Raw genomic sequence first — 21,400 nt, 5'->3', positions numbered from 1 at the left:
AAAATGCTACAATCAAAAATACAAAAAATATTGAAGTTGTATACAAGTGTTTTTCAATTGTCTTTATCAGGTAATTTGAAGGGGTATATTCATTAAATAATTATAATGTTATTATAAATTTTGATGCAAGGGTTATCAATTCAATCATTACCTTTGTAAAAGTTTTAAATAAAAAGCTCTAAGAGCAATATGAAAGTATATCAAAGATTAGTTAAGATTACCGGTAACTTCACTGGTTTCTTTTTTCCATACATTGGAGTAACCCTGTTAATGAGTGTATTCAGTCTTCTGAATTTCACAATGATGATTCCTCTTTTAGATGTATTATTCAATAGTGATACCTCATTCCAAATACCTGAAACTCGCCTTACATTAGATCAATTTCAATTTGATATTACTTTTATAAAAGATTATATGTACCAAGAGTTTGGTATTTTAATGATCGAACATGGTAAACTAAGTGCTTTAATGTTAATCTGTGGTTTTACTATTATTGCCTCTTTTGCTACTAATATATTCAGGTATATTGAAAGAAGAATGGCGGAATCTTATAAAAGAAACGCTATTGCCAATCTTAGAACATCAATTTTTGATAAGGTATTAACCTTGGATATAGGCTACCTTACAAACAATAGAAAAAGTGATATCATAGCACGATCAACAACAGATGTTGGAGAATCTGAAGCTGCTTTTGGATCAATAGTCACTTTTATTAAAGATCCTGTAATGTTGATTTTCTTTTTTGGAACATTGGTTTACCTATCTCCAACAATGACCATGTTTGTATTTTTGATTTTACCTCTATCAGGTATATCTATTGGATTAATTTCAAAAAAGCTAAGATCAGTTTCTCACAACTTACAAGAAATTACAGGTAATATACTTGGTGTGCTTGATGAAACTATTGTAGGTATGAGAGTAGTAAAAGGGTTTAATGCAGACAAATATGTATCTAAATCTTTTGAAAAAAGTAATCAAGGATATGTTAAAGAATTTACGAAATATGCCTCAAAAAGAGAATTGGCTTCACCATTATCAGAAGCAATGGGGGTATTATTTGTAGGTATTCTTTTATACTTAGGAGGAACAATAGTTTTATCGGAAGACCCTTCTTTATCAGCAGCAGAATTTATGGCATATTTAGTACTTTTTACTCAAGTATTAAATCCTGTAAAAGCGATATCAGGGAATATTAGTAGTATTCAAAGAGGGATTGCAGCTACAGAGAGAATCTTTGAATTATTAGATGCTGACACAAAAATAAAAGATAAAGAAAATGCAAAATCTTTAGATTCTTTCCAAGAAGGTATCACTTTCGAAGATGTACGTTTTGCATATGAAGATAATGATGTTTTAAAAGGCATAGATTTTAACCTTAAAAAAGGACAGATGTTAGCATTAGTAGGTCCTTCTGGAGGAGGTAAATCTACTATTGCAGATTTGATTCCACGTTTTTATGATCCACGTCAGGGATCAGTGAAAATTGATGGTCACGATATCAAAGATTATACTTTAAATAGTTTAAGAGAACATATGGGTATTGTTACTCAAGAATCTATTCTATTTAATGATACGATCTATAACAATATAGCTTTTGGTGCTAAAACTACTTTAGAAGAAGTTAAAAAAGCAGCAAAAATTGCAAATGCCCACGAGTTCATTGAAAAAACTGATGATGGGTATGAAACTGTAATTGGAGATAGAGGATCTAAATTATCTGGAGGTCAAAGGCAAAGGTTAAGTATTGCTCGTGCCATTTTAAAGAATCCTGAAATTTTAATTTTAGATGAAGCGACTTCTGCTTTGGATACAGAATCAGAAAAATTAGTTCAAGATGCCATTCAACATTTAATGAAAGGAAGAACTGTTCTTGTGATTGCCCATCGTTTATCTACAATTCAAGAAGCAGATAAAATTTTAGTAATTAAAGAAGGAGAGGTTGTTGAACAAGGTACTCATGTTGATTTAATGAGTAAAGAGAACGGCATTTATAAGAAACTTCAGGAAATGCAGGAATATACGCAATAGATGGAGCAGAAAATTAAAAATATATCGGCGATAATGATTTTAAAGAATGCTGAAAATTCTTTAATCACTACGCTTAACTCTCTTGAAAACTTTGAAGAAGTAGTCATTCTTGATAATGGTTCAACTGATAAATCTTTAGACATTGCAGCAATGTATGACAATGTGAAAGTTTATCATTCTGAATTTATTGGTTTTGGTCCATTAAAGAACTTAGCTGCTTCACATGCAACAAATGATTGGGTGTTTTCTATTGATTCTGACGAGGTACCCGATGAGCAATTACTAAATGAAATTAAGAGTTTTGACCTTACTAAGTTAGACAATGTTGGTCTGATGCACCGATCTAATGAATATTTAGGTAAAGTAATTTCCGGTACAGATTGGGGAAATGAATTTGTTACTAGATTATTCAATAGAAAATCAACACAGTTTACTAATGCCGAAGTACATGAAACTGTGGAAACTGATCATCTTAAGAAAGTTAATCTTAAAGGAAACTTACTTCATGAGTCTTATACCTCAATAGATGAGATCATCACTAAAATGCAATTGTATACAGGGTTGTATGCAAAGCAAAACTGTGGTGAGAAGAAGGTTAGTCCATTTATGATTATCATTAAATCAATCTTTGCTTTTTTTAGAAGTTATTTTCTGAAAAGTGGTTTTAAGTTTGGTTGGAGAGGTTTACTAATATCTTCTTATATAGGAATTGATGTGTTTTTTAAATATTTCAAACTGTTTGAATTAAATTATAAAAACAAGTATTACTCAAACAAGAAAAAGGTATTAGTAGATTTTGAACGATTGAAATATCCTAATTGTGGATTGGGTCAAGTGAGTATTAATTTTTCTAATCAATTGGCTAAAATTCAAGACGAAGCAATTCAGTGGGAGTTTTTATTATCGTCAAAAGATAGAAAGAAATACATTGGTAATAGTAGAGATATTTTATTTAGGTATCATGATTTCATGACCAAAAATGGTGTAAAATCCATTGATTCAGATATTGATTTGTTTCATCTAACCCATCAGGTGACAAATTATAAAGCAGTAAATGCAAAGAAGAATATTTACACTATACATGATTTGAATTTTTTGAATGAAAAAGGAGAAAGTCATTCTCAAAAAACATTAAAAAAAATTCAAGAGGCAGTAGATCGATCTGATGTTGTTACTGTAATATCTGAATTCACTAAAAATGTTGTGCTTCAGAATATATCAATACCTAAAGAAAAGCCTGTCAAAGTAATCTATAATGGAGTTAAATCTCCAATATTAGATAGTTCTATTCGACCAGATATGGTTGATGAATCCCCTTTCTTTTTTACTATAGGTACAATTATGCCTAAGAAAAATTTCCATACTCTTGTGGAAATGATGGAACATGTGACATCAAATCATAAGCTTTATATCGCAGGTAATTTAGAAAAACCCAAATATGTACAACAGATATTGGATTTAATTGTGGAGAAAGGATTAGAAAATAAAATTATCCTTTTGGGTCCAATTAAAGATGAAGAAAAGTCATATTTGTTTAAAAATTGCGAGGCATTTTTATTTCCATCCTTGTTAGAAGGTTTTGGTTTACCGATAATAGAGTCGATGTATGCTAAAAAACCTACTTTTTCTTCTAATAAAACGTCATTACCCGAGATAGGGAAAAACCATGTCTATTATTGGGAGACTTTTGATCCAAAATATATGGCAAAAGTATTAAAAGAAGGTTTGGAGGATTTTAATAAGGATAAAGAGAATAAAGAAAAAGAAATATTTGAGTATGCTTCTCAATTTACTTGGGAGAAAAATGCAGAAGAATATCATCAGTTGTATAAGGATTTGTTAGAATTATAATATGAAGCAAAAGATACTTATTGATTTAGATAAGCTAAAAATACCTTATTGTGGTCTTGGTAATGTGTCTATTAATTTTGGGAATGCATTATTTACGATAGAACAAGATCAATTTAACTGGGAGGTTTTAGTATCAGATACTCAATCAGTATCCCATTTAGATACTCGTAATTATTCTATTCAAAAATTATCAATACTTAAAAAGAAGAATATTATTCCTTTTGATAGTGATGTTGATTTAGTTCATATAACAAATCAAATGACAAAATATTATGTGTCAAAAGGGAAGAAGAATATACTTACGATTCATGATTTGAATTATGTTTTTGAAGAAAAAGAAGAAGTGTGGAAAAAGAAACTACAAAAGCTTCAAAAACATGTAAATAATGCTACTCTTATCACTACAATTTCTCAGTTTACGAAAGATATTGTAAAGCAATACTTGAAGGTACCTGAAGGACTGAATATTAAAGTAGTTTCCAATGGTGTAGAATCTCCTTACAATCAACCAACGTCAAAACCAGCTTCTATTACCTCAACGAATAAGTTCTTTTTTACAATTGGAACAGTGATGCCCAAGAAAAATTTTCACATACTTGTGGAAATGATGAAATATACAGATGAAGAGTATCATTTATACATTGCTGGTTCTCCGTCAAAAGAAGATTATGTACAGCAGATTTCTGATTTGATAGAAGAACATCAATTGACGGATAGAGTGAAAATGATAGGAGAGGTAACAACAGAGGAAAAAAACTACTTATATAATGAGTGTAATGCCTTTTTATTTCCTTCTTTATATGAAGGATTCGGGTTACCTATTATTGAAGCAATGTATTGTGGGAAACCTGTTGTGTGTTCTAATTTAACTAGTTTGCCAGAAGTAGGAGGAGAAAGTGCTGCTTACTGGGAAGACTTTGATCCTAAGAAAATGGCAGAAGTAGTTAAAAATAAAGTGGCACAACACTATTTGAATCAGAACGAAAATGAAGAAACATTAAAGGAGTATGCTTCTCAATTTAATTGGGAAAAAAATGCGATGACTTATTTTAAGTTATATAAAGATCTTCTTATCGACTAAAGCGTATATCCTTCTTTTTCAATAAATGGTTTCCATAAATCGAAATCGTCTTTCCACCAAGCATGAATACCCATTGGAAGTCTTTCATTATGGTATTTAAAAACTTCTTTTGCTCTTAATTCCATACCAAAATCTAAGGCTTCATCTGCCGGTGGGGTAGTGAAATAGTTGAAAGATTTAGTTGAATTTTTACCAAAAAACATATCTTCATTTTTATCACTTTCTTTATAAACTGACCAATCATTCTTACGTAAACGAAATAATGCATACCAACTTGAAAAACGAGAACCATTAAAAGAAAAGAGTGTTTTAGTTACTGACGCTGTATCCTCTAATACTTTAAGATGATCTGATATCTTTCTTAAAGAAAAACCACCATTACCTACATATTTAAACCATACATTCCCAGAACCATCATTTTCTGGCCAAGGAGCACCAACGTAAGAGTAATTTCGTCGACACCAATCGTCTAGTTCATCTCTAAAAATAAAGCAGTCTGTTTGATAAATAAGCATGAATTTATAAGTATCAAAAGCACTATAAAACTCCTTAGAAACCATCAGACGGTTATAGCCTTTGATATCCTTGAAGTAGTCTTTATCAAAGAATTGGGTACCTATTGGAGTTTCTGATAAAGATTGATAATACGACAAATCAAGCCCAACAGGAGCAATAAATATTATATCTCTTTGATGTAATACTTTCAATCCCTGTTGTAAAGAAATTTTTTCGTAATCTGTAAGTGTCTCCTTATAAACAGGAATAACAACTACACAATTATTTGCCATTATATCAGTGTTAAATTTATATGAAACTAGAAAAGGGTTTCTAATTTATTGATTGATTTTTCCCAAGAATAATTAGAAACTATATGATCATGACCTTTCTGAGCAATGTTGATTCTTAGCGCTTGGTCATTTATTAATAGTCTTATTTTATTTACAAATGCTTGAACATCATTAATCGGAACCAAAAGACAATTTTCATTATCTTTTGAATGATCAATGTGCCCATCAATATTGGTATAAATACTAGCACAACCTGATGCCTTTGCTTCCATTGGGTTTAAAGATAACCCTTCCTGGTAGGAAGCTTGAAGAAAGATGGCTGAATTATTATAAATATCAGAAACACTTTTAGGTTGTTGGTAATAATTGATCCAATCTTGTGGTATTTTTTCAGATCGTTCTTTTACACCAAAAAAATGTGCTTCTAACTGAGGAAATTCTTTTTTTAATATTTTAAGTGCTTCAATGGCTACATGAACATTTTTTCTTGCTTCCTCAGAATATAACATAGAAATACTATAAGGATTTCTTTCGTTTATTGGTGTTTTGATTTGAAAATTAAACGTATCAATTCCATATGGAATAAAGTGTACATTACTAGAGAATTTAGTTAGTATTTTTTCTAAATATTTTGAGATAACTACGAACTCGACATTATTTAATTGATAGGATTGATGTACTGTTTCTTCGCGGTTATCCCATATTTCATAATCTTGAACGTAGTTAATCTTTTTACCCTTTTTATCAGATAGCTTACTACAATCTATGGCTGTTTGATGCCATGTTGAGATAATTACATCAGCATCACGAATAAAACGATCTTTAAATTCAGGTACTGTAAAGTGTTGAATACTCTTATCTAAATCAAACCACTTCGGAATGTATTTTTTTGATAACCTATTTTTAAAATATTTTACCCACTTATTCCCTTTATGCATTCCTTTGGTTAGAGAATTACTGTAGATGGCTACATCATATCCTTTTTTGGCTAAATAATTAGCATTTTCGAATACCATTTTGGTACCTCCACCTGGATGATCAGGAGGGAACGGAAGAGTAAAATTAATTTTTTTCACTACTTAGGATCATTAAGAAGTACATTCTGATACTCCTTTTTATTAAAGTTATTATGATTGATGTATAAGTTTAGTAAACGTTCTGCCATAAAACCAAAAACTCTAGTTTGATAAGGGTCACTTTTATAGTTCTCGTCGGTTACATCAATTCGTGTCTCTAGTTCAAATAATATAGAGAAAAGCCATTCTACATAGATTTTAAAATCGTCTACTTTCATTACGAACATATTGTATAAATGAACGTAACATGGGTGCGTATTCCAATATTTAGAAATCGATGATTTATACTCCGGATATAGATCAAGAACAGTATTTTCTAGAGCTTCCCAGTCACTTTGAATGTGCCAATCTAAGTATTGTTGTTTTATAGAGAAATCGAGCCATTTTTCATGCCTTGAAATTAATATATCATTATCCTTTAAGGCAGATTTTATACGTTTATTGTATTTCTCTTTACATAGTTTTTTTACGAAATCAGCTTCTTCAATTTTTCGAGACTTTTTAGTAAAAATCTTTTTATAACTAAAATCAAAAAAACGTCTATAATGAGATAAGCCAACAAAATCTGATGTACTAAAATCAAAATTTTTCCATATCCAATACAAGGCAGTTAATTCTGCATAGTATGGATTCTTCTCCGAAATATGATCACCAGTATTATCTTTTAGAAATGGCAGATTAACTGTAGCATTCTCAGCACCTACTTGAATAGGTTGAAATAAACTATTTACTACGTAAGGATATTCTTTATGATGGATTACAAAAATCATAGACCTAATTCTTTTTCAGCTCGTTTTAATGCAGAGGCAATCACTTGATGCATATCGTAATATTTATATTCGGCCAGACGGCCACCAAAAATCACATTTTTTTCAGCTTCTGCTAGTTTTTTGTAGCGGTTGTATAATGAAGAATTTGTTTCGTCGTTAACAGGGTAATAAGGCTCTTTGTCTTTATCCCACTCTTGTGGATATTCCTTAGTTACTACCGTTTTATCTTGAGTACCATACTCAAAATGCTTGTGCTCAATAATACGAGTGTATGGAATTTCTCTTTCAGTATAGTTAATTGCTGCTATACCTTGATGGTTTGTTTTGTCTAAAGTTTCAGATTCAAAGCGTAGGCTTCTGTAGTTTAAATAGCCCAATTGATAATCGAAGAACTCATCAATCTTACCAGTATAGACTACTTTAGTACCCATTTCATCAAAAGATGATTTGTTCTCGAAGTAATCCGTCTTCAATAGAACATCGATATCTTCTAATAAACCATCAATTAATTTATTATATCCACCAATTGGAATCCCTTGATATTTATCGTTAAAGTAATTGTTGTCGTAAGTATATCTTACGGGTAATCTTTTAATAATAAATGATGGAAGATCTTTTGCATTTCTTCCCCATTGTTTTTCGGTATATCCTTTGATTAAGCGTTCATAAACATCATTTCCTACTAAAGAAATAGCTTGTTCTTCTAAATTCTGAGGCTTCTTGATGTTTAATTTAGCTTTTTGTTCTTCAATTTTTTGCTTTGCTTCTTCTGGAGTTTGTGTTCCCCAAAATTGGTAGAAAGTGTGCATATTGAAAGGCAAGTTGTATAATGTACCTTTGTAGTTTGCTAGTGGGGAGTATCTAAAATGATTGAATTCAACAAACTGATTCACAAAACCCCATATTTCTTTACTATTGGTATGAAAAATATGAGGGCCATATTTATGAACATTAATTCCTTCTACATTCTCACAATATATATTGCCTCCAAGGTGTTCTCTTTTGTCTATTACTAAACATTTTAGTCCTGCTTGTTTCATCTTGTAGGCGAAAACAGCACCAAAAAGCCCTGATCCTACAATGACATAGTCATAGTTTTTTGTCATTATTTATGAAATTTTCTAAAGTAGCTTCTTACTTTTAAGAAGATAACCCCAAAGAATGCCTCTTTAAAAATTTTAGTTGACATTTTTGATTCTCCTCTTGTTCTGTCTGTAAAGATGATAGGAACTTCTTGAATTTTATAACCGTATTTCCAAGTTTTGAATTTCATTTCAATTTGGAAAGCATAACCTACAAAGTGAATTTTATCGTTATTGAGCAATGTTTGTAAGACTCTGTTGGTATAGCATTTAAAACCTGCAGTAGTATCGTTAATAGGTAAACCTGTAATAAACTGAACATACTTACTGGCAAAATAAGACATCAATACTCTTCCCATTGGCCAATTCACTACATTCACACCAGATTTATATCTTGATCCTACAGCCATGTCATACCCGTCTTCTTTACATGCACTATATAATTTGGGTAGATCGTTAGGGTTGTGAGAGAAATCAGCATCCATCTCATAGACATATTGATATTCTCTTTCTAAAGCCCATTTAAAGCCATGAATATATGCAGTGCCTAAACCATTTTTTTCAGTTCTTTCTTCTAAAAATAGACGGCCTTCAAATTCTTGCATCAACTCCTTAACTTTGGATCCTGTACCATCAGGAGATCCATCATCGACAATTAGCATGTCAAAAGGAGTATCGAGATTCATTACTGCTCTTATGATCAGTTCAATGTTCTCGATTTCATTATAGGTTGGTGTTATTACTAGATTTTCTTTCACGATGCAAAGATATACTTTTGTTTGTTAGTATTAAAGAAGAATTTAGATATCAAATAATAATTAAATTTTGATATAGTTTTTGTATTCTCCAATAATATATCCGCCAGTTAATTTCATTACAAATTGTTTCACCTTTTCTTTAAATGAATAGTTTGTAATACTAATATCTTGGTCAAAGCTCCAGTTTTTTCCAGCTATTCTCGAATGTATTACTTTTGGATGTGTCCCTTCAAAAAGACTTAAGGAATCAATTTCTGAATAGTCAAATTTTGCACCTTCAATAGTAGGAGTACCGTTATTATATAAAGTACTAAAACTACTTTGTTTTGCCATCATTTTTTCAGGAGGACGTACCCATCCATAATGATAAATAAATGCATCTACAGCTTTAACTTTTAACTTCTGATTATCACCTTTTCTAAAGCCTTGAGCATCTCTATAAGAATAAATCTCAGGATTATTTTTAATCACCCTTATTTCATGTCTATACCATTTAGTTGAGGCACCAACATAATCATAAGATCCATAGAAGTGTTTATAATTGAATAGTAATCCGTCGACTTGATTGTCGTCTTTGTATTTAAGCATTGCTTGTTTTACTGTAGGAATATAATCCTCGTGTAATGCTTCATCTCCTTGAATGTAGAAACACCAATTAGAATCTTTAGCAATCTCTTTAAATGCTTTATTGGTTTCGTCGGCTAAAACACTACCACCAGTTTTTAAAGTTTCGTCCCAAATTGTATCAATAATTCTGATTTTAGGATCGATATTTTCTATAAGTTCTCTTGTACCGTCATCACAGTTTCCAACAGCAACAACAAATTCGTCACAAAGTGGTAAAATTGATGTAATTGCTTCTACAACTGGGTAATCGTACTTAATTGCGTTTTTGATAAAACTAAAACCTGAAATTTTCATGTTTATTTAATAGGATATTGATCTGAATTCTTAAAGTATTTATCAAGAACTAAAGTTTGTATCTGAAGTTCCCTCCTAATATCATTAAATTGATTTACAAAATCATGAGCATTCTGAATAATATTTTTTGCCTCACTAGAATTATCAGAGTAATACTTTATCTTTTCAATTAAATCAGAATAATCATCTTTGACATGAATGTAGTGATAATCAGGTGTTAAAGATCCTTCCATAAACCATGTTTCGTTTTTAGGTGTAGGCATAACGGCAATTGAATTGGAGGACATAATCCATTTTAAATTAGTTGCTACATCATTACCTTCCCAAGCAAAAATGAATTTATAATCTAATTGTTCTTCAATAGACATTGTATTCATATTAAATGTTCTGCCTGAGGGAGTTGCTTCTGCTTCTAGATCTTTTCTAGTATTTCCTATGTTACAAAGGGGGTGGTCAAAATATTTTTCAAGAAGATCTATTCTGTTTTTATGATTGATAAATACTTGTCCTCGGGTAACAAGCATATTTTTTTTATCGTCAAATTTTTTCCAATCATCAATAAAATTAAAATGTCTTATTTTATTGAGTTTTAATAGAATACTATTTTGATTATTGTCTGAAATAGGTCTACTTTTTACAATAGTAGGTTCATCAGGAACATGTGTTATATCACCAAATAAGAAATTGATTTTCTTATGCTTACTAAACAAGTCTGATATTAATGTGAGGTCAAAATAATAGGTGCTAGAATGACCTGTCAATTTGAGGTCAGAAAGCCGAATAGAATTAGTAGGAATATTATATTTAGTATTCAATTTATTATAATAATCTACTCTTTTTCTGATGTACTGTTTGTCTTCTAAATTTCTTAGAAGTATAGTTTTATTGTATTTATATAGTTTATGGGGAATCATGAATTCCTCAAAACCATATTGTAAATAATATATCGCTTTGATCGGATTATGACGAAACGATAATAGGTTAGATATTTTATTTAGAATTTTCATTGATAAGGGAGGGACACATCATATTTAGTCCACAAATATAGGTTTTTACCCCTTACAATAATTCTAATCCACCCTTTAAACTTAAAATATTTAAAGATTTTTTTGAGTTTTTTTTATACAAGTCAACTGCAGCTAAACTTCTCTTTCCTGACTGACAATAAAAAATTAAATTTTTTGATGATGGGATTTCCTCTATACTGTCTTCTAGTTCAGGCAATGGGATATGTATACCTCCAATGTCGTCAATTTCTCTTTCGTAGGCTTCTCTTACGTCTACTAACACTGTGCCCTCTTGTGTGAGTAACTCTTCTAATTGTGAATAAGTAATCTCAATTTCTTCATCAGGCACTGCACAAAAGTCAAAATTATACTCACCCAAAGTGGTTATGTTGGCAACTTTTGTGTTTTTCTTAAATTTAAGTGTTTGAAAACTCATATCTAGGCCACTTATCAACAAAAGCTCGCCACTTAAGCACTTACCAACATTTGTAATGAGTTTGATCACTTCTGTTGCCTGCATCGTACCTAACACACCAACCATAGCTCCAACTACTCCAATTTCATTGCAATTTGGTGCTTCTTCTGCTGATGGAGGATTGGGAAAAATACAGCGATAGGTGGGACCTTCGTTATAATTAAATACAGAAAGTTGACCATCAAACCCTTGTATAGAGGCAGAAACTAAAGGTTTGTTTTGAATGACACAGGCGTCATTAATTAAATAACGAGAAGAAAAGTTATCTGTGCCGTCTACAATTACATCCGCTTGAGCGATGATATCTAAAGCATTTTTGGTATTAAATTGCTGTAATATTGTTGTCACCTTCACATGAGGATTCATGGCATTTAACCTCTTTTGAATGACCTCTGCTTTGGGTTTACCTACATCTTCTGTAGTAAACATTATTTGACGTTGAAGATTGGAAATGGATACGACATCATGATCTACAATAATGAGATGACCCACACCTGCAGCTGCAAGATATTGTGAGACAGGACAACCTAAGCCGCCTGCTCCAATAATTAAAACAGTGGCATTTTTAAGTTTTTGTTGTCCTTCAACACCCATTTCTTTTAAACGGATGTGTCTATCGTATCTCTTATATTCCTCTTTCGTCAACATACTATTCAACTGATATAGATTTTATAACTTTTCTCTACGACTGTAGTGCCATATCCCAATCTTTCCAAACAACTTCATACCCTTGGCTTTTTACCATAGCAGCAAATTCTTCGGCAGATCTTTCATCAGAAATCTCAAATTGTTCTAAAGATTCAGGCTCTACTACATAACCGCCAGGATTTGTTTTTGATCCCGCACTTGCTGATGTAATTCCCAACTTAATAATGTTGTCTCTAAAAATAGGATGCTCCCTTGTTGAAAGAGATAATTCCACTTCTTCATCAAGAAGTCTATAGGCGCAAATAAGTTGTACTAATTCTCTATCATTCATTTCCACTTTAGGTTCTAAGCCACCAGAAAAAGGTCTTAGTCTTGGAAATGATATGGAATATTTTGTTTGCCAGTAGGTTCTTTCGAGATAGTCTAAATGCTGTGCTGTAAAGAAAGAATCAGTTCTCCAGTCTTCTAAACCAATCAAAACACCTAATCCAATTTTATGAATACCTGCTTTACCTAAACGATCAGGGGTATCTACTCTATAATCAAAATTAGATTTTTTCCCTTTTGGGTGATGCTTTTTATAATCTTCTTTGTGATAGGTTTCTTGATATACTAAGACAGTATTCAATCCGGCATCAATTAATTCTTCATACTCATGCTGATCCATTGGTTGAACTTCCATGGCAATATGAGAGAAATAAGGTTTAACTAATTGAATCGCTTTTTTGATGTATTGAACACCTACTGTTCTATTGGCTTCACCAGTTACCAAAAGAATATGTTCAAAGCCCATTGCTCTGATGGCTTCTGCTTCACAAATAATTTCTTCGTCAGATAAAGTTCTTCTTCTTACTTTATTGTCTAAAGAGAAACCACAGTAAGTACATATATTCTGGCACTCATTCGAAAGATACATGGGAGTATACATTTGAATAGTGCTACCAAATCTCTTTTTTGTGAGTTGATGACTCAATTGTGCCATCTGTTCCAAATAAGGTTCAGCGGCAGGGGAGATTAAAGCTTTGAAATCTTCCAAAGTTCTTCTTTCTTTCCCTAATGCTCTTTCTACATCGTGAGCAGTTTTAGAATAGATGCTAGCTTTAACATCATCCCAATTATGCTGATAGAATAAATCTTGGTACATATTTATAAACTAGTAATTAGAAACTAGGAGTTAGGAACTAATAGTTTTTAAATGAAAACTATTTTTTGAGTAAAACGAGAAGAAGGAAGTAATGTATAAATCTTTTATAGATTCATTAAAATACATATAAGGGTTTGACAAGTTTTGTGGTATGAGAAACTTCAAACTTCAAACTCCTAATTCCTACCTAACTTACAGTTGATTTAAGAATCCCGTCAACGGCGAACTTGCCTCGGCAGTAACCCTCGGTTGTGCTACTTGTGCTAAATGTGCTGCACGACCAGCTGCTACCGCTTGTCCAAATGCTTCACCCATTGCTACAGGATCACCTGCTACTGCAATAGCAGTATTTACTAGAACTGCATCTGCACCTAATTCCATGGCATGAGCCGCGTGAGAAGGAGCACCGATACCAGCATCTACAACTACCGGAACATTACTTTGTTCGATAATAATTTCTAGGAAATCCAATGTTTTTAACCCTTTGTTACTACCAATAGGAGCACCTAGTGGCATCACTGCTGCACATCCAACATCTTCTAAACGTTTACATAAAACAGGGTCTGCATGTATGTAAGGTAATACCACAAAACCTTGTTTTACCATTTCCTCGGCAGCAAGAAGCGTTTCGATAGGGTCTGGCATCAAGTATTTTGGGTCGGGGTGAATTTCTAATTTCACCCAGTTAGTACCTAGTGCTTCTCTTGCTAACTGCGCTGCAAATACAGCTTCTTTAGCTGTTCTAGCTCCAGAAGTATTCGGTAATAGGTTGAACTGATCATGTTTAAGATGAGCTAACACATCATCTTCAGGGTTGTCAACATTTACTCTTTTTAATGCAACAGTAACCAACTCTGATCCTGATGCTAAAAGAGATTTCTCCATCAACTCATTCGACATAAATTTACCTGTACCAGTAAAAAGTCTTGAGTTAAAAGTTTTATCTGCAATTACTAATTGATCCATTTTTCTAAAGTTTACAATGCCAATTCTACTTCCAATTCGGAAACTACTTTTTCTGGTTGAACAGCATTTGCTATTAATCCAGAAATGGCTATTCCGTATATTCCCGTAGATAAAATGCTCTTAACATCGGTTGTTTCAATACCTCCAATAGCGATAATAGGAGTATCAATACTTCTGTTTTTACATTCATCTAAAAGGTTTTGGTAACCTTCAAGTCCTAAAATTGGGCTTAACTTTTTCTTTGTTTGTGTAAATCTAAAAGGACCAAGACCGATGTAGTCAACACCAAAATCATACAATCGCTGAATATCTTCGATCGTATTGGCTGTGCCTCCAACAATTTTACCTTTACCTAGAATTTCTTTTGCCTTTGCAGGCGATATATCCTCTTTACCTACATGTACACCATCCGCACCAATGGCTTTGGCTACTTTAGGTTGATCATTGATCAACAATACAGCATTAAACTGATCGGTAATTTTTTTTGCCTCAATTCCTAAGGCAATATATTCTTCTACGGTAACTTCTTTTGCCCTTAATTGTATCCATCGACACCCTGCCTCACAAGCTTCTTTAATATGCTGAAGGTGGTTTTTGTCTTTTTTTTCTGTGGATATATAATGCAGTTTACTAATCATGTTGGACTAAAACGGTATGTTGCCCAAGTCGGCTAGGATCACTTTCTAAAAAGTTTTCAATGTAGTCCTTTCCTCTTCGGCACGCCTCTTCAATAGATTTACCATGAGCTAGTTGAGCCGCTATCGCTGATGATAACACACAACCAGATCCATGTTTTTCGTATGCGTTTATGTCCTTTCCTTCAATCATTACTTCCTTACCTTTGTAGATCAGAATATCATTTCCTTTTTCTGTAGGATGATGACCTCCTTTAAGTAAAACATGAGTTTTAAAACTTAATTCTCTTGCTTTTTCTAAGACATCTCCACCCTTGGCTAAAATTTCCATTTCTTTCCAATTGGGAGTAATCAAATCGATAGAATTTAATACTTTATCTAACCATTTGATGGTCTTTTCATCATGAAAGTCATAACCAGCACTTGCTCTTAAAACAGGGTCAAGTACGATTTTACAAGTAGGGAAAAAACCTTTTATAAGACCAATCCAATTAGACATCAAGTGGAAGTCTTCCACAATGCCAATTTTCATTGCTGATAAAGGATATTTTTCTATCAATGGTAATAACTGAGCTGTAACAACATCGGCACTCATCCAATTCATACCTATAAAGTCCTCGGCTGTTTGATAGGTAATTGCAGTTGTGACGCCAAAACCTTGCGCATCGTGTGCTTCGAAAGTTTTGATATCCGACAATACACCTGCTCCTCCAGAAGGATCAAAACCAGCAAGGCTTAAAGCGAAAGGTCTAAAGTTTTCCATGATGTTAATAATTCAGTTGATTTTGAAAGTAATTTAGTAGGTGACTCTTCCCATAAATATCCCAATAATGCAGCACCTTTAAAAGAAGTATCTTTAAGGTTTGGAATAGTTAACGGAGATATACCTCCTAAAGCGATTAAATGACGTGAAAACGAATTAGTTTTCATTGTTTCAAGAATCGCTTTGTTAGATGTATACCCTTCTTTGGAGATGCTATCAAAAACAGGACTCAAAAAAAGATAATCAAAAAGTTCATTGACTAAGACAATCTTTTCTACCTGATGAACAGAAGAACTCAATCTTTTACCTTTATTTTTCCAAATAATTAACTGTTCTTCAGAAATCTTAATTCTTTCAGCTTCTCTAAGATGAATACCTCCTAAATTATATTTCTCTACCAATTCATGATATTGATGAAGAGTGATTTGAGGAAAGTACTTTGTAGGAATCACTTTAATTAAATCTTCTATCTCATCTATAGAAGCATTAGGCTTTCTCAAGTGCATCACATCGATACCATGAGAGAGCCAAAAGCAAATTTGCTCAGCTTCATTCGAAAAGAAAGTCGGTTTAGTGATTCCTACTAGCATTTTATTTTTTAGTGATAGATTTCACCACCTAATTCCTTAAATTCATCAGACTTCTGTTTCAAGCCCTCTTCTTGTTCTTGCTTCGCTGCAAAATCACGTACATCTTGAGTGATTTTCATCGAACAGAAGTTAGGTCCACACATCGAACAGAAGTGAGCTACTTTAGCACCTTCAGCAGGAAGTGTTTCATCGTGGTATTCACGAGCTGTATCAGGATCTAATGCTAAGTTGAATTGATCTTCCCAACGGAATTCAAAACGAGCTTTAGACATTGCATTGTCACGGTATTGAGCACCAGGGTGACCTTTTGCTAAATCTGCCGCGTGAGCTGCAATTTTATAAGTGATTACACCTTCTTTTACATCCGCTTTGTTTGGTAAGCCTAAGTGCTCTTTTGGTGTTACATAGCAAAGCATTGCTGTACCGTACCAACCAATTTGAGCTGCACCAATTGCCGAAGTAATGTGATCATAACCAGGAGCGATATCCGTAGTTAATGGACCTAATGTATAGAAAGGAGCTTCGTAACAATCTTGCAACTGAGCATCCATGTTTTCTTTAATCATATGCATTGGAACGTGACCAGGACCTTCAATGATAGTCTGAACATCATGTTTCCAAGCAATTTTAGTTAACTCACCTAGTGTTCTCAATTCTGAAAGTTGAGGCTCATCATTTGCGTCAGCAATAGAACCAGGACGAAGACCATCACCTAAAGAGAAGGCTACATCATACGCTTTCATGATCTCACAAATTTCTTCGAAGTGAGTGTACAAGAAGTTTTCTTTATGATGTGATAAACACCATTTAGCCATGATTGAACCACCACGAGATACAATACCAGTAACACGTTTAGCAGTCATTGGTACATAGCGAAGAAGCACACCAGCGTGAATTGTAAAGTAATCTACACCTTGCTCTGCTTGTTCGATTAATGTATCACGGAAGATCTCCCATGTTAAGTCCTCAGCTTTACCGTTTACTTTTTCTAAAGCTTGGTAAATTGGCACAGTACCAATTGGCACTGGAGAGTTACGGATAACCCACTCACGAGTTTCGTGGATATTTTTACCTGTAGAAAGGTCCATGATTGTATCAGCACCCCAACGACAAGCCCAAACTGTTTTTTCTACTTCTTCTTCAATAGAAGAGGTTACAGCAGAGTTACCAATGTTAGCGTTGATTTTCACCAAGAAGTTACGACCAATAATCATTGGCTCAGATTCTGGGTGGTTGATATTATTAGGAATTACCGCACGACCTGCAGCAACTTCATCACGAACAAACTCTGGAGTAATTTTACCTACAGGAGTGTTGGCTCCGTAGCTATTACCAGGGTGTTGTGTTCCGAATTTACCTTCTTGCTCTTCAATTCTTTGGTTCTCACGAATGGCAATGTATTCCATTTCTGGAGTGATGATACCTTTACGAGCATAATGCATTTGAGATACATTTTGTCCCTCTTTTGCTTTCAAAGGTTTTTTGATATGCTCGAAACGTAAGTGATCCAGCTCAGACTTTTCTAAACGTTCGATTCCATAATCAGATGAAAGTTTAGGAAGCTCTTCAACGTCACCTCTATCAAGAATCCAATCTCTACGAAGTTTGTTCAAACCTTTTCTTACATCAATTTCGATATCAGGATCTGTGAAAGGTCCAGAAGTATCATATACTGTAATAGAAGGGTTCTTTTCTACTTTATTTAAGAATTTGTGGTTGGTATCAGCTTGCTCGATTTCACGCATCGCTACTTTGATGTTGTGAATCGTACCGTCAACATAGATCTTTTTTGATCCAGTGAATGGCTCACGGCTGATGACGTCCTGACTAGGGATTTTGTCTTGCTTTTTCATTCTTTGTAAGTGTTTATTCGAGTGAAGAACTAAGAATTAAGTGTTTTTCTTGGTTACTTTATTTAGTTGGATTTAGACTTTGGTTCCCATGATTTTTTTCTTTGATCTTCGGTGGATATTTCCAATGCCTTAGATCCTTGTTCCCATGATTGAAATCATGGGTTGTTAAGTTAGAAACCTTCAAGACTGAAGTCTTTTTAGGTTTTGGGATAACTAGTGTGATATTCCATCTAAATTAAACTTTAAGATAATTGATATACCTTTTAAGTTGTTCTTTGTTCTTCAGTATTATATTATAATTTAATTATCCTCCTTGTGCAGGAGCAACAATGGTGACATGATCATTTTCAGAAAGGGCATGCTGTTCCCATAGATCTTTGGAAATGATCTCATCGTTTATGGCAACGGCAACAGTACCGCGAGCCACAGAAATATTCATCTGTTCGAGTAATTGTGCTATAGAAAAAGCACTTTCAATAGAGATAGACTTATTGTTTACAGTGATATTCATTTCTTTTATGAAATTTGAAATGTAGGAGCTACCATGAGTAATAATAACTCAAAATCAATACAACCAATAAACCTTAGGAGAGGATGCACGAGATTCGTGCAAGAGTAGAAATGACTTTTCCCTTCGTCGGTACTAACCGCATCAGGTTCAAAGGGTATTTCTCAGTTCGATTTAACGAACACCCCTAAAGTGTATGATGCCCAAAATTAATAAAAATTAATTAATAACTAAACTTTTATTTTATAATGGGTCGAGAAGATTAAAAATTTACATATTATTACAATCTAGCTTTTTATAAAAAGTAATTTTTAGCATTTACTTTTCACTCGCTACTACTTTATGATTGATATTATTGATGATGAAGTTCGTCTTAACAAAATCTTATATAGGCTGACTCATTTAGCTTTTGTGACGACTTTAATCTACATACCGTTATATTATTTTACGGGCAACTATTTTTACATACCAATTCAAATAGGAACAGCTGCTTTAATAGGAAGTATTTTCTTGATGCTTAAAAGACAATGGTTTGTCTTGTCCGGATATACATTAAGTGGTGTTTTAACCCTATCTATTGCGTATGCAGCCTATGTTACGCCCAATGTTGCTACAGAATTATTATTGATTCCTATTGGTGTGGTATTGGTCGCTATTTTTGCAGATAAACGACACTCAATTATCATGTTCTTACTCATTTTTGGTACCTATATTTTTATAGAGGAACATAAAATGCATTGGACTCCTGTGGTTGTTTATACCCAAAAGATGCAAGACATCGTCTATCATCATAATATTGCCACTATTTTTATTGTCTCTTTTTTGATTCTATTTCATTTTCAAAGAAACATGGATCGTTATGTGAAAGCACTCAAAGAAAAAAATATTGAGTTAGAGGACAAAAAAGAAGAGATTACTTTACAGGCAGAAATGATTTTGGAAGAGCAAAAGAAAAATCATGAATTGGTTCTTGATGCTAAGAAAAAAGACATGGAAAAGCTTAACGCCAATAATCAGTTAAAATTCCAGTTACAAGAGAAGGCGATTAAAGCATTAGCCCAAGTTTTAAAATCAGATGATATTAAAAGAGATTTGAAGCAGATTATATCTGAGTTAAAACGAAATAATGCTACACAGCAGAAAATCCAAATGATGCATGATAATGTAGAAGAAATCAATCATCAATTTGAAGCTAGGTTAGCAGATGTGTGTCCTGATCTTACTAAAACAGAACGAGAAATTTGCTCTTACATTAAATTAAAATTATCAACAAAAGAAATTGCTGATATTAGAACAACATCACCCAATACTATTCGAGTAACTAAACATAGAATTCGGAAAAAATTGGGGCTGAATGAAGAGGTGGATTTAGAAAGTTTTATACAGCGTTTGTAGGTCGTTGCCAGTACGATTGCTCTGGAGTATCTACCGCCATCTTACTTTCTGGGTGATTTGGGTGAAGTATATTAGGTCTCAAACAATTGTGCATCACTTTAACATCGTAAATTTCATCAACAGAACTTTGGTAAGTAATTTCTCCTTGATAAGATTTTGTAGGAAGATGAATAAAGGCTACTCCAGCTCTATTATTTTTAATATGAGGAATCAGTTGATGAAATGATGAAGAGTTTTCTCTCAATTTCGACATTCCAATAAGTAAATAATCACCTATTTGGTCCATCCCTCTAACAAAGGCATCTAATCTTACAATTTCTGTGATAGTTCCACTTTCTTGATCGATTTCGACAAGTCTTCCTTTAGCCGACTCTAAACAATATATTTTATTATTAATCCATTTAGGAGAGTGTGGCATACTTAATTGATTGGTAATTATTGTCTGATTATCAACATCAATCAAACAACCGCCTTTAGTGACATTTTTCCTCCAGCTTTGTTTCTGATCTCCTTGGTTAAAAGTAGTGACATATTTAGGTAATCCATCTTTCATCAGCATACCGTTTAAATGACAACGATCTTCTGATACCAACTGACTAATAAATTGAGGTTGCCAAATAGGCTCAAAACTGAAATCTTCCGAAAGCTTCATCAAACAAGAAAATAAGGTATTGACAGCATATATTCCATCTTTTCCAAATTCAAGATCATGGATATCGAGAAAGTTGGTTTTATAACTTACTCTTGGTAAATACAAAGCATCGTATTGTTGTGGAGCCTTAGGATAATGAGCTGCTAAAGTTGATGAGTTTTTAAAGACTATCACCTCATCCTGACAAGCTACTGCTATTTTATTTTGATCGACAGGATGAATACCAATACCCATCGGCTTGGGAAACGTTCTTGGTAATTGTATTAATCTTTCATTGTCTTTTGGCGATATAAAAACCAATTTTCCGGCTTGATAGGTACTTAAAACTAAACTACAGTTTAATTGATTAAGTAACTCGGGAATATGAGGTGTAAATGTGCAAGAAAAAGGTTGAGGTGTTTTCATCGAA

Annotated in this window: 20 protein-coding genes and 1 riboswitch; of the genes, 4 read left to right on the top strand and 16 right to left on the bottom strand. The window is 33.0% G+C overall.

Annotated elements, in window-relative coordinates; genetic code table 11:
* The first annotated feature begins 189 nt into the window (after nt 1-189).
* The 3 genes from NH26_RS11715 to NH26_RS11705 are packed head-to-tail and all read left to right on the top strand — an operon-like array spanning nt 190 to nt 4,960.
* Nucleotides 190-2,028, top strand: coding sequence for an ABC transporter ATP-binding protein (locus NH26_RS11715; protein ID WP_044224166.1), 1,839 nt, complete (start codon nt 190-192; stop codon nt 2,026-2,028).
* On the top strand, nt 2,029-3,879 hold the full coding sequence (locus NH26_RS25050) for a glycosyltransferase (protein ID WP_052432046.1): 1,851 nt from the start codon (nt 2,029-2,031) through the stop codon (nt 3,877-3,879). It abuts the gene before it with no gap.
* A gap of 1 nt (nt 3,880) precedes the next feature.
* Nucleotides 3,881-4,960 (top strand): glycosyltransferase family 4 protein, encoded by a 1,080-nt coding sequence (locus NH26_RS11705; protein ID WP_044224168.1) that lies wholly within the window; start codon nt 3,881-3,883, stop codon nt 4,958-4,960.
* On the opposite strand, the gene NH26_RS11700 is transcribed toward NH26_RS11705, so the two are convergent.
* The 15 genes from NH26_RS11700 to thiS all read right to left on the bottom strand — a co-directional run bounded on the left by NH26_RS11700 (nt 4,957) and on the right by thiS (nt 18,947).
* On the bottom strand, nt 4,957-5,748 hold the full coding sequence (locus NH26_RS11700; RefSeq protein ID WP_044224170.1) for a DUF5672 family protein: 792 nt from the start codon (nt 5,746-5,748) through the stop codon (nt 4,957-4,959). The genes NH26_RS11705 and NH26_RS11700 overlap by 4 nt on opposite strands.
* 26 nt (nt 5,749-5,774) lie before the next feature.
* Nucleotides 5,775-6,824, bottom strand: coding sequence for a glycosyltransferase family 4 protein (locus tag NH26_RS11695; RefSeq protein ID WP_044224173.1), 1,050 nt, complete (start codon nt 6,822-6,824; stop codon nt 5,775-5,777).
* Nucleotides 6,824-7,594 (bottom strand): DUF4422 domain-containing protein, encoded by a 771-nt coding sequence (locus tag NH26_RS11690; RefSeq protein ID WP_044224174.1) that lies wholly within the window; start codon nt 7,592-7,594, stop codon nt 6,824-6,826. The genes NH26_RS11695 and NH26_RS11690 overlap by 1 nt, the downstream gene beginning before the upstream one ends.
* Nucleotides 7,591-8,700: a UDP-galactopyranose mutase gene (gene glf, locus NH26_RS11685; protein ID WP_044224176.1), complete on the bottom strand. Its 1,110-nt coding sequence runs from the start codon at nt 8,698-8,700 to the stop codon at nt 7,591-7,593. Before glf ends, NH26_RS11690 begins: the two co-directional genes overlap by 4 nt.
* Nucleotides 8,700-9,434 carry a polyprenol monophosphomannose synthase gene (locus tag NH26_RS11680; protein ID WP_044224178.1) on the bottom strand — a complete coding sequence of 245 codons (735 nt, stop codon included), beginning with the start codon at nt 9,432-9,434 and terminating at the stop codon, nt 8,700-8,702. Before NH26_RS11680 ends, glf begins: the two co-directional genes overlap by 1 nt.
* Before the next feature lie 60 nt (nt 9,435-9,494).
* Nucleotides 9,495-10,355 carry a glycosyltransferase family protein gene (locus tag NH26_RS11675; protein ID WP_044224180.1) on the bottom strand — a complete coding sequence of 287 codons (861 nt, stop codon included), beginning with the start codon at nt 10,353-10,355 and terminating at the stop codon, nt 9,495-9,497.
* Between the two features lie 2 nt (nt 10,356-10,357).
* Nucleotides 10,358-11,362 carry a glycosyl transferase family 90 gene (locus NH26_RS11670; RefSeq protein WP_052432047.1) on the bottom strand — a complete coding sequence of 335 codons (1,005 nt, stop codon included), beginning with the start codon at nt 11,360-11,362 and terminating at the stop codon, nt 10,358-10,360.
* A 52-nt stretch (nt 11,363-11,414) separates the two neighbouring features.
* Nucleotides 11,415-12,485, bottom strand: coding sequence for a HesA/MoeB/ThiF family protein (gene moeB, locus NH26_RS11665; protein ID WP_044224182.1), 1,071 nt, complete (start codon nt 12,483-12,485; stop codon nt 11,415-11,417).
* 34 nt (nt 12,486-12,519) lie between these two features.
* Nucleotides 12,520-13,629, bottom strand: a complete 1,110-nt coding sequence (gene thiH / locus NH26_RS11660) for a 2-iminoacetate synthase ThiH (RefSeq protein WP_044224184.1) — start codon at nt 13,627-13,629, stop codon at nt 12,520-12,522.
* Nucleotides 13,630-13,821: 192 nt separating this feature from the next.
* The gene (locus tag NH26_RS11655; protein ID WP_044224186.1) at nt 13,822-14,595 is read right to left on the bottom strand and encodes a thiazole synthase; all 774 of its coding nucleotides are present in this window, start codon (nt 14,593-14,595) and stop codon (nt 13,822-13,824) included.
* An 11-nt stretch (nt 14,596-14,606) separates the two neighbouring features.
* A complete protein-coding gene (locus NH26_RS11650) occupies nt 14,607-15,233 on the bottom strand; it encodes a thiamine phosphate synthase (protein ID WP_044224188.1) in 627 nt (208 codons plus the stop codon).
* Nucleotides 15,226-15,993, bottom strand: coding sequence for a hydroxymethylpyrimidine/phosphomethylpyrimidine kinase (locus NH26_RS11645; RefSeq protein ID WP_044224190.1), 768 nt, complete (start codon nt 15,991-15,993; stop codon nt 15,226-15,228). The genes NH26_RS11650 and NH26_RS11645 overlap by 8 nt, the downstream gene beginning before the upstream one ends.
* On the bottom strand, nt 15,966-16,583 hold the full coding sequence (locus tag NH26_RS11640; protein WP_044224192.1) for a thiamine phosphate synthase: 618 nt from the start codon (nt 16,581-16,583) through the stop codon (nt 15,966-15,968). Before NH26_RS11640 ends, NH26_RS11645 begins: the two co-directional genes overlap by 28 nt.
* 8 nt (nt 16,584-16,591) lie before the next feature.
* The gene (gene thiC / locus NH26_RS11635) at nt 16,592-18,436 is read right to left on the bottom strand and encodes a phosphomethylpyrimidine synthase ThiC (RefSeq protein WP_044224193.1); all 1,845 of its coding nucleotides are present in this window, start codon (nt 18,434-18,436) and stop codon (nt 16,592-16,594) included.
* 304 nt (nt 18,437-18,740) lie between these two features.
* Nucleotides 18,741-18,947 (bottom strand): sulfur carrier protein ThiS, encoded by a 207-nt coding sequence (thiS, locus tag NH26_RS11630; protein ID WP_044224195.1) that lies wholly within the window; start codon nt 18,945-18,947, stop codon nt 18,741-18,743.
* Nucleotides 18,948-19,048: 101 nt separating this feature from the next.
* A riboswitch (TPP riboswitch) is annotated at nt 19,049-19,143 on the bottom strand.
* Nucleotides 19,144-19,286: 143 nt separating this feature from the next.
* On the opposite strand from thiS, the gene NH26_RS11625 reads away from it, so the two are divergent.
* The gene (locus NH26_RS11625; protein ID WP_044224197.1) at nt 19,287-20,339 is read left to right on the top strand and encodes a LuxR C-terminal-related transcriptional regulator; all 1,053 of its coding nucleotides are present in this window, start codon (nt 19,287-19,289) and stop codon (nt 20,337-20,339) included.
* Here the strand turns inward: NH26_RS11625 and NH26_RS11620 are convergent.
* Nucleotides 20,323-21,396 carry a TIGR03032 family protein gene (locus NH26_RS11620; RefSeq protein ID WP_044224199.1) on the bottom strand — a complete coding sequence of 358 codons (1,074 nt, stop codon included), beginning with the start codon at nt 21,394-21,396 and terminating at the stop codon, nt 20,323-20,325. The genes NH26_RS11625 and NH26_RS11620 overlap by 17 nt on opposite strands.
* Nucleotides 21,397-21,400: the final 4 nt, after the last annotated feature.

This window comes from Flammeovirga pacifica (assembly GCF_000807855.2).
GTDB lineage: Bacteria > Bacteroidota > Bacteroidia > Cytophagales > Flammeovirgaceae > Flammeovirga > Flammeovirga pacifica.
The sequence above is the reverse complement of the archived record's forward strand: the minus strand, read 5'-3'. Positions and strand labels throughout refer to the sequence as shown.